15 protein-coding genes are annotated in these 15237 nt (G+C 67.9%); 8 read left to right on the top strand and 7 right to left on the bottom strand.

Annotated elements, in window-relative coordinates; genetic code table 11:
* A partial coding sequence (locus TX88_RS34850; RefSeq protein WP_244438331.1) for a hypothetical protein occupies positions 1–296 on the top strand: 296 nt, incomplete at its 5' end.
* Positions 297–303: 7 nt separating this feature from the next.
* On the opposite strand, the gene TX88_RS03125 is transcribed toward TX88_RS34850, so the two are convergent.
* A complete protein-coding gene (locus TX88_RS03125; protein ID WP_044514596.1) occupies positions 304–1452 on the bottom strand; it encodes an AI-2E family transporter in 1149 nt (382 codons plus the stop codon).
* A gap of 71 nt (positions 1453–1523) precedes the next feature.
* On the opposite strand from TX88_RS03125, the gene TX88_RS03120 reads away from it, so the two are divergent.
* From TX88_RS03120 to TX88_RS03110, 3 genes are read left to right on the top strand one after another with little or no spacing between them, the layout of a single operon-like run.
* Complete coding sequence (locus TX88_RS03120) at positions 1524–2627, top strand: lysylphosphatidylglycerol synthase transmembrane domain-containing protein (protein ID WP_044514595.1); 1104 nt, start codon at positions 1524–1526, stop codon at positions 2625–2627.
* An 18-nt stretch (positions 2628–2645) separates the two neighbouring features.
* Entirely contained in the window at positions 2646–3845 is a 1200-nt protein-coding gene (locus tag TX88_RS03115) for a M23 family metallopeptidase (protein WP_044514593.1), read from the top strand.
* The gene (locus tag TX88_RS03110) at positions 3832–4197 is read left to right on the top strand and encodes a DUF3054 domain-containing protein (protein ID WP_044514592.1); all 366 of its coding nucleotides are present in this window, start codon (positions 3832–3834) and stop codon (positions 4195–4197) included. Before TX88_RS03115 ends, TX88_RS03110 begins: the two co-directional genes overlap by 14 nt.
* Here the strand turns inward: TX88_RS03110 and TX88_RS03105 are convergent.
* From TX88_RS03105 to TX88_RS03090, 4 genes are all read right to left on the bottom strand, one after another.
* Positions 4185–5531 carry a sensor histidine kinase gene (locus TX88_RS03105; protein ID WP_044514590.1) on the bottom strand — a complete coding sequence of 449 codons (1347 nt, stop codon included), beginning with the start codon at positions 5529–5531 and terminating at the stop codon, positions 4185–4187. The two genes, TX88_RS03110 and TX88_RS03105, sit on opposite strands and share 13 nt — an antisense overlap.
* A 37-nt stretch (positions 5532–5568) precedes the next feature.
* On the bottom strand, positions 5569–6237 hold the full coding sequence (locus tag TX88_RS03100; protein WP_162563172.1) for a response regulator transcription factor: 669 nt from the start codon (positions 6235–6237) through the stop codon (positions 5569–5571).
* A 76-nt stretch (positions 6238–6313) separates the two neighbouring features.
* Positions 6314–6697, bottom strand: coding sequence for a heme-binding protein (locus TX88_RS03095; protein ID WP_044514587.1), 384 nt, complete (start codon positions 6695–6697; stop codon positions 6314–6316).
* Between the two features lie 169 nt (positions 6698–6866).
* Positions 6867–7424, bottom strand: a complete 558-nt coding sequence (locus TX88_RS03090) for a hemophore (protein ID WP_044514585.1) — start codon at positions 7422–7424, stop codon at positions 6867–6869.
* Positions 7425–7694: 270 nt separating this feature from the next.
* Between TX88_RS03090 and TX88_RS03085 the strand changes: the two genes are divergently transcribed.
* The 3 genes from TX88_RS03085 (at position 7695) to TX88_RS03075 (ending at position 11875) form a co-directional block, all read left to right on the top strand.
* A complete protein-coding gene (locus TX88_RS03085) occupies positions 7695–10553 on the top strand; it encodes an MMPL family transporter (protein WP_044514583.1) in 2859 nt (952 codons plus the stop codon).
* Between the two features lie 317 nt (positions 10554–10870).
* A complete protein-coding gene (locus tag TX88_RS34645) occupies positions 10871–11443 on the top strand; it encodes a single stranded DNA-binding domain-containing protein (protein WP_044519038.1) in 573 nt (190 codons plus the stop codon).
* A 21-nt stretch (positions 11444–11464) separates the two neighbouring features.
* A complete protein-coding gene (locus TX88_RS03075) occupies positions 11465–11875 on the top strand; it encodes a CoA-binding protein (RefSeq protein ID WP_044514582.1) in 411 nt (136 codons plus the stop codon).
* Between the two features lie 15 nt (positions 11876–11890).
* Here TX88_RS03075 and TX88_RS03070 read toward each other — a convergent pair whose 3' ends face one another.
* Both TX88_RS03070 and TX88_RS03065 read right to left on the bottom strand, forming a co-directional pair.
* Positions 11891–12580 (bottom strand): hypothetical protein, encoded by a 690-nt coding sequence (locus TX88_RS03070; protein ID WP_044514580.1) that lies wholly within the window; start codon positions 12578–12580, stop codon positions 11891–11893.
* Positions 12577–13176: a hypothetical protein gene (locus TX88_RS03065; RefSeq protein WP_044519037.1), complete on the bottom strand. Its 600-nt coding sequence runs from the start codon at positions 13174–13176 to the stop codon at positions 12577–12579. Before TX88_RS03065 ends, TX88_RS03070 begins: the two co-directional genes overlap by 4 nt.
* 65 nt (positions 13177–13241) lie before the next feature.
* On the opposite strand from TX88_RS03065, the gene TX88_RS03060 reads away from it, so the two are divergent.
* The gene (locus TX88_RS03060) at positions 13242–15218 is read left to right on the top strand and encodes a M13 family metallopeptidase (RefSeq protein WP_044514579.1); all 1977 of its coding nucleotides are present in this window, start codon (positions 13242–13244) and stop codon (positions 15216–15218) included.
* Positions 15219–15237 lie beyond the last annotated feature (19 nt).

The following is a 15237-nucleotide window of genomic DNA, read 5'->3' as shown; positions in this document are numbered from 1 at the left end:
CCAACGGCAACCCGCCCCCGCCCGCCGCGGCACCGCCGCCGCGTCCGTCGGCCGATGCCACCCGCGCCATGCCGCAACCGCAGCAGCGTCCGCCGGCCGGTGGTGGTGGTGAGAGTGCGCCGACGACCGCGTTCAGCGCACAACGGCCGAACCAGGGGCCGGGGCAGGCGCCGAATCCGCGCCAGCGTGACCAGGATCCGTCGACCCAGAAGTTCAACCCCCGCGACGACGAACCTCCCCGTCGCGGCGGCGGGATGAGTGCGCAGGATCTGCTGCGCCGCGAAGGCCGGCTCTGATCCTGGGCTAGCGGTCGGGATCGTCCGCCGACAGGTCGTCGGCAGGGGCTTGGATGAGCACGTCGTCCGATTCCTCTTGCCGGGCCTCCTCGGCCGCGGGATCCTCGGCCAGCAGGACCCGGGTCGCGCTGTTGATGAACGCCACCGTGGGAACGGCGAGCAGAGCGCCGACGATGCCGGCCAGGACACCGCCGCCCGCGATGGCCAGCACCACCGCCAGCGGGTGAATCGACACCGCGCGGCCCATCACCAGCGGCTGCAGCACGTGACCCTCCAGTTGCTGCACCGCGATGATCAGCCCGAGCGTGATCAGGGCGTAGACGAATCCCTTGGCCAGCAGCGCCACCACCACCGCCAGGAATCCGGCGACGACCGCACCGACCAGCGGGATGAACGCACCCATGAACACCAGCGAGGCCAGCGGCAGCGCCAACGGGATACCCATGATCGCCAAGCCGGTACCGATGCCCACGGCATCGACCAGGGCGACCAGGAACGTCGCCCGCATGTAGCCACCCAGCGAGTGGAAGCCGGCTCGACCGGCGTCGCGGACTCGGTCACGCACGTGCGTCGGGAACACCTTGGTGACGAACGCGAAGATGCTGCGCCCGCCCTGTAGCAGGAAGATCAGCGTGAACAGCACCAGAAGCGCGCCGGTGAGCAGTTCGGTGAGGGTGCCCGCGGTGGACAGCGCCCCGGTGGTGAGCTTCTCCTGATTTCGTTGCAGCGCCTCGATCGCGGTGTTGCCGGCCTGGTCGATCTGCTCCTTGCTCAGCTGTAGCGGCCCGTTGATCAGCCAGTTGCGCAGCCCGTCGATGCTTCGTGTCACCTGTTCCACGAGTTGCGGTGCACCCTCGATGAATTGGGAGATGACGAAGCTCAAGATGCCGCCCACCACCGCGAAACTGGCGAGCAACACCAGGGCGACGGCGGCGCCACGCGGGGCGCCGCGGCGGTCCATGAAGTCGACGGCGGGCAGCAGCAACGCGGCGACCATGGTGGCCAGGGCCACCGGCACCACGATCACCTCGAGGTGTTTGATCAGCCACAGCAGTGCCACGACGGCCGCCAGAATGACCAGCAGCCGCCATGACCAGGCCGCAACCTTGCGGACGAACGGCGTAACGGCCTCATCAGCAACAGGATCCAGTGCCATCTCGGTAGCGTAATGCGGCGCGCCCAGCAACCGGCGATGTCGACACGACCTGCGCGGTTACCCTGTAGGGCGTGTCACAGGACGCGCCGGCCGACACAACCCGGGACAGGGTCGGCTCCACGCGCGGCAAGTACTGGTGGGTGCGGTGGGCGGTCATCGCACTCGCGGTGGCAGTGCTGGCCGTCGAGGTGACGCTGGTCTGGGATCAGCTGGCGAAGGCGTGGCGAAGCCTGCTCACCGCGAACGGATGGTGGGTGCTGGCGGCGGTGGGTGCCGCGATGGCCTCGATGCACAGCTTCGCCCAGATCCAGCGGACACTGCTGCGATCGGCGGGAGTGCCCGTCAGACAGTGGCGTTCGGAGGCCGCGTTCTACGCCGGTAACGCACTGTCGACCACCATGCCCGGCGGCCCCGTGCTCTCGGCGACGTTCGTGTATCGCCAACAACGCATCTGGGGTGCCTCACCGCTGGTGGCCTCGTGGCAGCTGGTGATGTCGGGGGTGCTGCAGATCGTTGGCCTGGCGCTGCTGGGCCTCGGCGGCGCGCTTCTGCTCGGGGCCAGCAAGAACCCGCTGTCACTGATCTTCTCGCTCGGCGCGTTCCTGGCGATCATTCTGCTGGCGCAAGCCGTGGCCACCAGACCCGAGCTGATCGACGGCATCGGGGCCAAGGTACTGGCGTGGGTCAACTCGTTGCGCGGCAAGCCCACAGACACCGGGCTGGCCAAGTGGCGCGAGATCCTGCAGCAGCTGGAGTCGGTCAGTCTGGGCCGGCGGGACCTCGCGGTGGCGTTCAGCTGGTCGATGTTCAACTGGGTCGCCGACGTGGCCTGCCTGGCCTTCGCCTGCTACGCCGCCGGCGGGCACCCGTCGCTGGCGGGGGTCACCGTCGCCTACGCCGCAGCCCGCGCGGTGGGGTCGATCCCGTTGATGCCGGGCGGTCTGCTGGTGGTCGAGGCCGTGCTGGTGCCCGGGCTGGTCTCCTCCGGAATGACGCTGGCATCGGCGATCTCGGCCATGCTCATCTACCGCCTCGTCAGCTGGATCTTCATCTCCTCGATCGGGTGGGTGGTGTTCTTCTTCATGTTCCGCACCGAGAAGGACCTCGACCCGGACGAACACGCAGCCGGCACGGCGGACACAGACGGTTCCGCCTCCCCGAACCCTGAATCCTGAAAGCCCTAGGAGACGTCGATGCGAATCCGGTACCCGATCGCAGTGCTCGCGCTGACCCTGGCCGGGTGTTCGTCGGCGCAGAGTCCGCAGTCCGAGTCCCCCACGACCACCACCCCGCCGCCGGTGGTCACACCGGTGGTGGGATCGGTTCTGGCAGAACCGGTCCCGGTGGCCGCCACCGATGGCCGCACCCACCTGGCCTACGAGCTGATGCTGACCAACACCTCGCCGAGTGCCGTCACGCTCAACTCGCTCAGCGCCACGACGGCCGACCGGAAGTTACTCACCTTGTCCGGGGACAGCCTCAAATACTGGACCAGGGCCGTGGGCAATTCCGCTGTGCCGACCAACACGCTCGGCCCCGGGCAGAGCGCCTACGTGTGGCTGGACGTCGTCGCCGACGATCCGACGCAGGTGCCCACCGAGCTCACCCACGAACTCGGGATCACCGTGGCCAAACCGATGCCGCCACTGGTCCCGCCCACGCTGACCGAGCCGGTGGCGCCGGTGGCGGTGCAGACCCGCAAGCCGGTGTCCATCACCCCGCCGCTCACCGGGGACAACTGGGTGGATGCCAACAGCTGCTGCGATATGACGCCGCATCGTATGGCGCTGAATCCGATCAACGGAAAGGTCTGGGCTGCAGAACGATTCGCCATCGACTATGTGCAGCTGGGCGCCGACGGGCGGTTGTTCGCCGGGGACCGGGCCAAGGTCGCGAGCTATCCGTACTTCGGCTCCGAGATCCACGCGGTGGCCGACGGCCCGGTGGTGGCAGTGCTCGACGGACTGAACGAGCAGGTCCCGGGTGTCACGCCGAACGGCCTTACCCTCGCGCAGTACGGCGGCAACCACATCGTGCAGGACATCGGCGACGGCAACTACGCCTTCTACGCGCACCTGCAACCGAACAGCCTCAAGGTCAAACCCGGAGACAAGCTCAGCGCCGGGCAGGTCATCGGCGCCCTGGGCAACTCCGGCAACTCCGATGCACCGCACCTGCACTTCCATGTGATGGACGGGCCGGATCCGTTGGCGTCCAATGGCTTACCATTTACCTTCAAATCGTTCCGGCTCGATTCGCGGCTCACCTCGCTGGCCGCCGCCGATGCGCTCTTCGACGGCAAGCCGGCCGCACGGCAACCGGGCTTCGCCGAGCGCGACCAATCCGACGTCAGCCCACTGGTACTGGATGTGATGACATATGCGACGAGCTAGCGGCGCGGCGTTCCTGGCCGACCTGATCTGCGTGGTCGTGTTCTGCACCATCGGACGGCGCAGCCACGCCGAGGGTCTGACAGTGACCGGGGTCGCCGAGACCGCGTGGCCGTTTCTGACCGGGACGGTGGTGGGCTGGTTGCTCTCGCGCGGTTGGCAGCGCCCGACATCGTTGGCGCCCACCGGCCTCGTGGTGTGGGTCAGCACCGTCGTGATCGGCATGGTGCTGCGCAAATTCACCTCGGCCGGCGTCGCGGTCAGCTTCGTCGTCGTCGCCTCGCTGGTGACCGCGCTGCTGCTGCTGGGCTGGCGCGGGGTGCTGGCAGCCGTGCAGCGTCGTCAATCCGCCTGAGCGCCATCGCCGGAGGCCGATACCGGCGCGGCCAGCGTCAAAACGGCGCGCAGACCGCCGAGCGGCCCGTCGGACAACGTGATCTCGCCGCCGTGCAACACAGCCTGCTGCGCAACCAGGGCCAGGCCCAGCCCGGAGCCACCCGCCATCGCGGTGCTGCCCCGGCGGAACCGGCCCAGAACGGTCTGGTGCTCCTCCACCGGTAGTCCGCGCCCGTTGTCGTCGACGGTGATGACCAGGTGCCCATCGCTGCGGTGGGCGGTCACCACGATCCGGGTGGCCTCACCGTGGACGATGGCGTTGCGCACCAGGTTGTCCACGGCGATGCGCAGCCCGCCCGGCCAGCCCAGTACCAGGCCGACGTCGTCAGCGACCTGCACTTCGATCCGGACATGCTCGCTGCCCCGGGCGTTCTCCCTGACCACCCGGTCGAGCAGGTCGGCGATGTCGATCAGTTCGCGGTCCTCGGCCTGGGCCAGTTCTCCCGAGGCCAGTTGGCCCAGGGCAGTGATGATGGCCTCCACCCGGCGCTGGGCCCGGGACAGGTCGGCGACCACCTCGTCGCGTTCGGATTCCGGCAGGTTGTGGATCCGCAACGTGTCCAGATCGGCGCGCATCGCGGTCAGCGGGGTGCGCAGTTCGTGTGCGGCATTGGCGGCAAAATCCTGTGCGGCCTGCAGCGAATTGGTGGTGGCGCGTTGTGCGGCGGCCAAGCGGGTGAGCATGCCCGCCATGGCCTCCGACAAGTCCTCGGCCTCTCGCACGCCGCGCACCTTCGGCATCGCCTCGGTACCGCTGTCCAGTTTCGAGGTCTGCTCGGTGAGCTTGCGCAGCGGCCGGATCGCCGGCCCGGCCAACAGCCAGCCCAGTCCCCCGGCCACCAGAACGGTGGCCACACCGAATCCGGTGTAGAGCGGAATTCTGTTGGGACTCAACAAAATACTGTCCGCGCGGATACCGATGGACATCAACACCCCGCCGTGCTGGTCCACGTGGACGGTGCGCACCCGGTAGTCGACCCCGTTGACCTCGACGGTCTCGGTGCCCGGCGGCAGCGCCGGCAACTGGAAGCCGCGCTGGAACACCACCTGCCCGGTCGACCGCGACCGACCGGTGGTCAGCACCCCGCGAGTGGGATCCTGCAGATGCTCGGGGCTGATGCTGGCGTCGACGATCGCGTCGAGCCTGCGGTCCAACTGAGCGGAGTCGTTGTTGGCCAGCGCCACCGAGGTGAGGATGGTGAACACCGCGACCACCGCCGCAGCCGCCAGCGCCGAGGCCACGGCGACCCTGGTGCGCAATGACGCGGAGCGGATGAAGCCGAAGATCCGCACCTACTGCCTGTTCCTCACGGCATCCGTCACGCGGCCATCACGCATCCTCGCGCAGCACGTACCCGATGCCCCGAACGGTGTGGATGACGCGCGGCACATCGGGCCGCTCGAGCTTGCGCCGCAGATACGAGATGAAGACGTCGGCCACGTTGGTGTCCACGTCGAAGTCGTATCCCCAGACCAGCTCGAGCAGCCGCTGCCGGGACAACACCACGCCGGTGTTCTCGGCCAACACGGCCAGCAGGTCGAATTCCCGCTTGGTCAGGTCGACGCGGTCGCCGCCGACGAACACCAGCCGACGGGCGGTGTCGATGGTCAGCGCCCCGACCGTCATGGTGTCCGACGGCCGGTCGGCATGGCTGGCCCGCCGCAACAACGCGTTGAGCCGTGCCACGAGCTCGCCGAGGTCGAACGGTTTCGTCAGGTAATCGTCCGCGCCTGCTTCCAGTCCCGCGATGCGGTCGTTGACCGTGTCGCGGGCCGAGAGCACGCAGATCGGGATCTCATTGCCCAAAGCCCGCAAGGCGGTGACCACTGCGACGCCGTCGAGTTCCGGCATCTGAACGTCGAGAACGAGCGCGTCGTGCGACTCGTTCGACAACAGGCGCAGTGCTTCCTTGCCGGACGCCGCGACCCGGACGTCGAACCCCGAATGCCGCAATCCGCGGGCAACCGAAGTACGCACATCCGGGTCGTCGTCGACCATCAGCACCGTGCGGTTCACGCTCTCGAGCGTCACGTGTCCTTCGCCGCTGGCGGGGGTTGCTTCCACCCGCACTCGGTTAGGGGATGGAAGGAGCCGGAGCTTCGCCGCAGCGGTTCTTCAGGTCTACCAGCGGCTGGCGGATACCGGTCAGCTCCGCCTTCGTCTGCGGGTTCGCTTCCAGGTAGTCGTGCACCTTGGTGCGGACCTCTTCACGCGGCAGACCTTCCAGGCTGGTGAAGAAGTTGTTCACATCGGGATGGGTGAACAGGTACGCCGAGGTCGATGCCGAGACGCCCGAAGCCACGCCGGCCAGATCGGCTGCGCTGCAGTTGGGGGGGTTGTTCGCCGGGTCGTCGGCAAGCGCCGACGGGATGGCGCCGAACAGCATCGCACCGGCTACAGCGCCGGTGCCGGCCACGCCAGCTACCACGCGCCGCGCATTTCGGGCCGAGAGCAACATGGTCAAGCTCCTTCATCGGATGAGGTAGGCCGTAACCCCAATCAGTTATCGGCTCAAGAAAGCTAAGCAGAATCCTTGACGACTTTCTTGCCTTGCGCGCAAACCGGCTCTCCGGTCGGTGAACCTGCAGTTCAGCGGCGCCACCCACAACGACGCGACGGCCGCCGGCCTAGCGCGTCGAAGCCGTGGCGGGGCCCGGAAGCGGACCGGAGCCCGCTGTCACCGACGACGGGCGCGACGATTGGCCAGGCACCGCGACACTGGGCACCCCGACGTTCTGCGCCGAGGGCGTCCCGGCCGGCAAACCACTGGTAGCGGTCCCGCCCTGAGATTGGGTGGCCTGCATCAGCCCCATCAGCTGCGGCAGGGTGACCGGCAACTTGCAGCGCGTGCCCAGGCTGGCCAGGGGCTGCTGCAACTGCTGGATGTCCTTGGCGGCCTGAGGGTTGGCATCGAAGTAGGTCTTGAGGGCAGCGATCGACTGCGCTCCACCCTGCTGCTGACTGATCGTGGTCAGGGCCTGGTTGGTCTGTGGATGCGTGTCCAGGTAGTTGCCGATATTGGTGGCCACGCCGCCCGCGGTGCGGGCGACCTCGCTCGCGGCGCACGGATCGGTCGCAGCCGTAGCGGACGGGACCATGAGCGCGGCCACCATGGCACCGCCGACGCCGGTCACCGCGAGAGCGGCAGCCAGACTGCGGCGCAATCCACCGTTGGTCGGTTGCATGGAGTACTCCTTCAGCGTGGGCCCCGGCGTACACGTCAGCCGGGGTCGTCCTTGGCTATGTCGCCGGACAGGGCGCTTCTGTTAGCAACTCCGGGTCGGCGGCGTGCGCACAACGCTACGGATATCAGCTGTGAGAAGTCTCAGGGCGATCTCAGAACCGGAAGAGAGCGGGCCACATTACGCCGGTAGAGGTACGCTCTCGCTGGTACGAGCCAGGACACGCCCAGCCAGGTTGGGGGGAGAAAGCGGGGAAGTCGCATCCAGCAGTTCATGATGCGCTTGAGCAGCTATCTGCGCAGATTCCGCTGGGCGGTGTTCGCGACGTGGTTACTGCTTCTGGTGCCGTCGATCTACCTCGCGATCAACCAGTCGTCCAATCTGACCGGCGGCGGGTTCGACGTAGAAGGTTCGCAGTCGCTGCACGTCCAGCGGCAACTCGAGGAGCATTTCCCGGACCAGGGCGCGTCCCCGCTTGCCCTCATCGCGGCGCCGCGCGCCGACGCCTCGTTCCAGGACATGAACGCCGCGGTGGTGTGGCTGGAGAAGATCGCGGGCGAGGTGCCCAGCGTCAAGATCGTGCCGAATCCCCAACAGCCGGCCCCGCAGCCCGACCGGCCCTACGTCATCACGCTGCAACTGGACTTCAACAACACCGGCGCGGTCGACGTGGCCAAACAGCTGCGCCAGAAGGTCGGTGTGCACGGCGAAGAGCCCGGCGAGAGCGAGAACGGCAAGGTCAAGTTCTACGTCATCGGTCAGGGCGCACTCGGTGCGGCCGCGACCCAGGCCACCAAGCACGACATCGCCGCGGCCGAGAAGTGGAACCTGCCGATCGTGTTGATCGTGCTGCTGGCGGTGTTCGGATCACTGGCCGCCGCGGCACTGCCGCTGGTGCTCGGCATCTGCACGGTCGTGGTGACCATGGGCCTGGTCTATCTGCTGTCGATGTACACGCAGATGAGCGTGTTCGTGACGTCGACGGTGTCGATGTTCGGTATCGCCCTGGCCATCGACTACTCGCTGTTCATCCTGATGCGCTACCGCGAGGAGCTGCGCGCCGGCCGTGACCCGGCCGATGCGGTCGACGCCGCGATGGCCACCTCCGGCCTGGCGGTGGCCCTGTCCGGCCTCACCGTGATCGCGTCGGTGACCGGCATCTACATCATCAACACCCCGGTGCTGGTGTCGATGGCCACCGGCGCGATCCTGGCCGTCGCGGTCGCCGTGCTGACCTCCACCACGATGACCCCGGCCGTGCTGGCGACGTTCGGCAAGGCCGCGGCCAAACGCTCGTCGTACCTGCACTGGTCCCGCCGCGCCGAGGCGACCCAGTCGCGGTTCTGGACCCGGTGGACCGGCGCGGTGATGCGACGGCCGTGGGCCTCGGCGGTCGCCGCGACGATCCTGTTGCTGATCCTGGCGGCACCGGCGTTCGGCATGGTGCTGGGCAACAGCATGCAGCGCCAGTTCGAGCCCACCCACGAGATCCGCGGCGGGGTCAACGCCGCCGCCGACGCGCTGGGACCCGGAGCGCTGGGCCCGGTGCGAGTGCTGGTGACCTTCCCCGACGGCAACGCCGACGGTGCCAAGGGCACCGCCACGATCGACGCGGTACGCCAGGAGATCACCCGGGCACCCAACGTGCAGACCGTGCAGCCGCCGGTGTTCGCCGACAACAACACCAGCGCGCTGTTGTCGGCCGTGCTGTCGGTGGACCCCGAGGACCTGGCCGCGCGCGAGTCCATCGACTGGATGCGGGACAAACTGCCCCAGGTCGCCGGATCGAACGCGCGCGTGGATGTGGGTGGTCCGACCGCGCTGATCAAGGACTTCGACGATCGGGTGTCCAGCACCCAGCCGCTGGTGTTCCTGTTCGTCGCGTTGATCGCCTTCGTGATGCTGCTGGTGTCGATCCGATCGGTGTTCCTGGCACTCAAGGGTGTCCTGATGACCGTGCTGTCGGTGGCCGCGGCATACGGCAGCCTGGTGGTGGTCTTCCAGTGGGGCTGGTTCGAGGGACTGGGTTTCGAGAAGATCAGCTCGCTCGACAGCACCGTTCCGCCGCTCGTGCTGGCGATGACCTTCGGCCTGTCGATGGACTACGAGATCTTTTTGCTCACCCGGATTCGGGAACGGTTCCTGCAGACCAACAGCACCCGCGACGCGGTCGCCTACGGCGTCAGCACGAGCGCGCGCACCATCACCAGCGCCGCGCTGATCATGATCGCGGTGTTCATCGGGTTCGCTTTTGCCGGCATGCCGCTGGTGGCCCAGCTGGGTGTGGCGTGCGCGGTGGCCATCGCGGTGGACGCGACCGTGGTCCGGCTGATCCTGGTGCCCGCCCTGATGGCCATGTTCGACGAGTGGAACTGGTGGCTGCCGCACTGGCTGGACCGGCTGCTGCCCGAGGTCGATTTCGAAAAGCCTTTGCCGAAGGTCGAAGTCAACGATCTGGTGATCATCCCCGACGACATCTCCGCGATGGGTCCGAGCGGATCGGACCTGCGCATGATGGTGCGAACTGCCGCACGAATGAAAACCCTTGCCCCGCAGACGATCATCGTCACCGACCCGCTGGCTTTCAGTGGCTGCAGCAAGCCTTCCTCCCTGTTGGCGGCGCGGCGGCCCGGTGGCCCGAAGCGCTGCCCGGGCGTGCATCCGGTGACGATGTGGCGGGGCAGACTCTCGGTAGCCGTGGACGCCCTGGAGACCGAGGCCGACGCACAGCGCACGCCCATGGAACGCCTAGGTCCGGTGGAGACCACGAATGTTCAACTGCCGACCGGTGATCGGTTGCAGATCCCGACCGGCGCCGAAACCCTGCGGCTCAAAAGTTATCTGATCATGTGCCGGAACAGCACCAAGGACTATGAAGAGTTTGCTGATCTTGTCGAGTCGGTAGAAACCGAGACCGCAGCTCTGGTGTTGTCGGGCATGGACCGGTATTACTGTGGGCAGAACCCGAAGAGCAGATGGGTGGCCACGCAGCTGGTGCGGCGGCTGGCCGACCCGCAGCCGTCCGATGAACACGACTTCGTGATGTCGGACCCGGATGCAGCTGCCGAATGGGAGAAGGTCAGGCAGCGCTGCCTGTCAGTTGCGGTAGCAATGCTGGAGGAGGCGAAGTGACGTTGGCCCCCGACGTCCGGGAATCGAGGGATGCGCGAATGGCGCGCCGCGACGAGGTTCAGCCGGTTCAATCGTCAGCGCGACGTCCTCCGAGTCAGCGCACTCAAGCGCCCCAGGCGCAACGCACCTCGGCCCAGCGGACCACGACCCAGCGCGCCACCACTCCGCGCGCCACCACCGCGCAACGGACGGCCGCCACCCCGCGCGCCGCCAACCCGCAGACCACGACGCCGCGCACTTCGGCGCAACGCAGTTCCGCACAACGCCCCCAGAACTCGCCCGCCCAGGTACAACGGAAACAGGAGCAACGCGCTCCCGTGCAGGACACCAACGCACAGCGCACACAGGGGCAGGGCACGCAGACACCACGCACACCGGTACAGCGCTCGCAGCAGCCGGCACAGCCGCGACAATCACGTCCGGCGAAGGCCGCACCGCCGCAGCGTCAACCCGCATTCGACGACCGGCCGGTCGAGTACTGGCCGACCGCCGCCATTCGCGCGGCATTGGAGACCGACGACATGGCGGTCTGGCAGCGCATCGTCGCTGCGATCAAGCGTGATCCCTACGGCCGCACCGCCCGCCAGGTCGAGGAAGTGCTGCAGACCGCCCGCCCCTACGGGGTGTCCAAGGCGCTGTCGGAGGTTCTGGTGCGCACCCGTGAGCACCTGGAGGCCACCGAGCGCGCCGAGGTGGCTCGCCAGATCCAGGCCATGCTGCGCCGGTCCGAGCTGCAGGCACCCGAGTTCGCTTCGCGCGTCGGGGTGTCCAACGAGTCCTTCGCCGACTACCTGGAGGGCACCACCAGCCCGCCGGCCTCACTGCTGCTGCGCATGCAACGGCTCTCGGACCGGTTCGCCAAGCTCTCCGCACAGCGTTCCGCCAAATAGCCCGGATTCTCCCGGTCCCCCATGACGTCCGAGTCGGCCGCGACGGTGCAACGCGTCCTGCGCGAGACCCGGTCGGTCGCCATCGTCGGTGCCTCGGCCAACCCGGCGCGGGCCAGCCACGAGGTCTGGACGTATCTGAAGGCGGCCACCGGTTACACGCTGTACCTGGTGAACCCGACCATCACCGAGGTCGACGGCACCCCCGTCTACCCCAGCCTGGCCGCCCTTCCCGAGGTACCGGATCTCGTCGACGTGTTCCGTCGCCACGAAGAACTGCCGCACGTGCTCGCCGACACCATCGCGGTCGGAGCCAAGACGTTGTGGCTGCAACTGGGGTTGCGCGACGAGCAGGTGGCCCGCGACGGTGCGGCGGCCGGCCTCACGGTCATCCAGGACCTCTGTCTGAAGGTCGAGTACGCCCGCTTCGCCTGACGGCGTCCGCGTCGGCTAGCGCGAGTGCAGCGGGGTGACGTTGTCGACGAGCCAGCGGCCGTCGGTCTTGCTGAGGGCGACTCGCAGAGCCATCACCGCATTGTCCGTCGGTTTGCCCGGCGCGCTCTGAGTTCCGCGCAGGACCACGGCCACGCTGGCCACCTGCGGGCCCAGCGCCTCCACCCCGGCCGAGATGGTGGCGGCGGTGGCCGAGACGTTCTTGCCGGCCAATTCCTTTGCCACGTTGGCGAATTCGTTCTTGAACTGCTCGGCCTGCTTCGGCGACATCATCCCGGTGGCGCGGTCGATCGAGGCGGTCGGGCTCTGCGGGCTGAACGTGGCGGTGGCCTCCGAGACGCTGCTGGCGATCCGCACCACCTCGTCACGGTCGTTGTTGAAGGTCCGGTCGGGCACGGTCCAGCGCAGGTAACCCACCGTCACCGCGGCCACCAGGGCGGCCGCGGCCACGCCGGCGACCGCGAGCCGCAGCCCGGGCGCATCGTCGTCGGTGCCCAGCGTGACGCCGTCGCGACGGGCCAGCACGATGTTGACGATGACGCCCTGCACGATCAGCAGGCACAGCACCGAGCACAGCGAGACCCACCACAGCGGCCAGGACAGCGCCAGGCCGATGTACAGCACCGCCGCGATCGCGGCCAGCGGGGCGGCGATGTCGAAAGCCAGGACACGCAACCGGTTTCTCATCGGATCGGCTCCAACCGCGAGACCATCAGGGTGCCGTCGACGTCAGAGACGTCCAACCGCAGCGTCCAGCGCACGGTCTGGGGCTTGTCGCTGCCTGCGTTCTCGCTGACCGAGGTGGCCACCACCAGCACCGTGTCGGTGCGCGAGACCATTCCGGCCAGGTCCGTCTTGGGTGCGGGCACCGGGCGGCCGTCCGGGCCTGGCGGCGGGTGGTACAGCGATTCGATGGCCACCGAGTCGATCTGCCCGGTGGTGCGGGCCTGTAGCCGCTGCACCAGATCGCGGTAGGGCTGCACGGCGGCGTCGAAGTCGGAATTGAGCTGGCCCACGGTGCCCTCGCGCAGCTTCTGCATGCCGGCCTCGACCGAGTCCTTGTTGATGTTGATCAGGACATTGGCCCAGTCGGCTGCGGTCCGCAGCACTCGGGTCTGGTACGCGCGCTCGTCGGACTCGCTGCGGTGTGCGGACCACACCATGGTGGCCAGGACCACAGCGACGACCGCGATGAGGCCCGCGACCGCCGATGCGAACCCGAAGCCGGTGATGGCACCGCCGGAGTGGTCGTTGGTGCTGTCCTTGCTTGGCGCCTCGGGCATGGCCGTGAGGGTACCGGCAGCGAAACCCACCCAGCGCACCCGCGGCCTTCTGGAAGAATGTCGGGGTGACGGTAGAAGCGATCAAGTCGGGTATCGACCTGAGCCATGTCGACCCGCAGGCCCGCCCGCAAGACGACCTCTTCGGCCACGTCAATGGCCGATGGTTGACCGACTACGAGATTCCCGCCGACCGCGCCACCGACGGCGCCTTCCGGCTGCTGCACGACCGTGCCGAGGAGCAGATCCGCGATCTCATCACCGAGGCTGCCGCTTCTGAAGCCGCGGCCGGCACCGATGAGCAGCGCATCGGCGATCTGTACGCCAGCTTCATGGACGAGCAGACCATCGCCACGCGTGGCCTGGCCCCGCTGCTGGCCGAGCTCGCCCTGATCGACGGCGCTGTCGACAGCGACGCGCTGGCCTCGGTGCTTGGCGGCCTGGAGCGCACCGGTGTATCCGGCGGAGCCGGTGTGTACGTGGACACCGATTCCAAGGATTCGACGCGCTACCTGCTGCACATGAGCCAGTCCGGCCTCGGGCTGCCCGACGAGTCCTACTATCGCGACGAGCAGCATGCCGAGATCCTGGCCGCATACCCGGCGCACATCGCCCGCATGTTCACGCTGGTCTATGGCGGGGAGCAGAGCGAGACGGCCGCCCGGATCGTGGCGCTGGAGTCCAAGCTGGCCGCCGCGCACTGGGACGTGGTCAAGCGCCGCGACGCGGACCTGACCTACAACCTGCGCACGTTCGCCGACCTTTCCGGCGATGCCCCCGGATTCGACTGGACCGGCTGGCTCGGCGCGCTCGGCACCACCCCGGAGAAGGTCTCCGAGCTGGTGCTGCGTCAGCCCGACTTCGTGACGGCGTTCGCCGCGCTGTGGGCAAGCGAAGACCTGGAGGACTGGAAGGCCTGGACCCGCTGGCGCGTCATCCATTCGCGCGCCGGGCTGCTCACCGAAGAGCTGGTGGCCGAGAACTTCGACTTCTACGGCCGCACCTTGAGCGGCACCCAGCAGAACCGCGACCGCTGGAAGCGCGGCGTCTCCCTGGTCGAGGGCCTGATGGGTGATGCCCTCGGCAAGCTCTACGTCCAGCAGTACTTCCCACCCGAGGCCAAGGCCCGGATGGACGAGTTGGTGGCCAACCTGCGCGAGGCGTACCGGGTCAGCATCAACGAGCTGGACTGGATGACGCCGGAGACCCGGGCCAAGGCGCTGGTGAAGCTCGACAAGTTCACCCCGAAGATCGGCTATCCGGCCCGCTGGCGGGACTACTCGGCGTTGGTGGTCGAGCGTGACGACCTGTACGGCAACTACCGCCGGGGCCACGTGGTGAACTCCGACCGCGAGCTGGCCAAGCTGGGCGGGCCGGTGGACCGCGACGAATGGTTCATGACACCGCAGACGGTCAATGCCTACTACAACCCGGGGATGAACGAAATCGTCTTCCCCGCAGCCATTCTGCAGCCGCCGTTCTTCGACGCCGATGCCGACGACGCGGCCAACTACGGCGGTATCGGCGCGGTGATCGGGCACGAGATCGGCCACGGTTTCGACGACCAGGGCGCCAAGTACGACGGTGACGGCAACCTGGTCGACTGGTGGACCGATGCCGACAGGGCTGAATTCGGGGTCCGCACAAAGGCTTTGATCGATCAGTACGAACAGTTCAGCCCGCGTGGGCTGGACGGCTCGCACCACGTCAACGGCGCGTTCACGGTCGGCGAGAACATCGGCGACCTCGGCGGACTGTCCATCGCGCTGCTGGCCTATCAGCTGTCGCTGAAGGGCCAGGAAGCCCCGGTGATCGACGGGCTGACCGGCGTGCAACGCGTCTACTTCGGCTGGGCACAGGTGTGGCGGACCAAATCCCGTGACGCCGAGGCGATCCGGCGCCTGGCGGTGGATCCTCACTCGCCGCCGGAGTTTCGCTGCAACGGCGTCATCCGCAACATCGACTCGTTCTACGAGGAGTTCGAGGTGGCTGATTCCGACGAGCTGTATCTGGAGCCGGCCCAGCGGGTCCGGATCTGGAACTAGCCGCACATACAACAAAACC

The sequence above is a fragment of the Mycolicibacterium septicum DSM 44393 genome (assembly GCF_000455325.1).
Lineage (GTDB): Bacteria > Actinomycetota > Actinomycetes > Mycobacteriales > Mycobacteriaceae > Mycobacterium > Mycobacterium septicum.
Note: the sequence above shows the minus strand (reverse complement) of the source record. Positions and strands in the feature narration are given on the sequence as shown.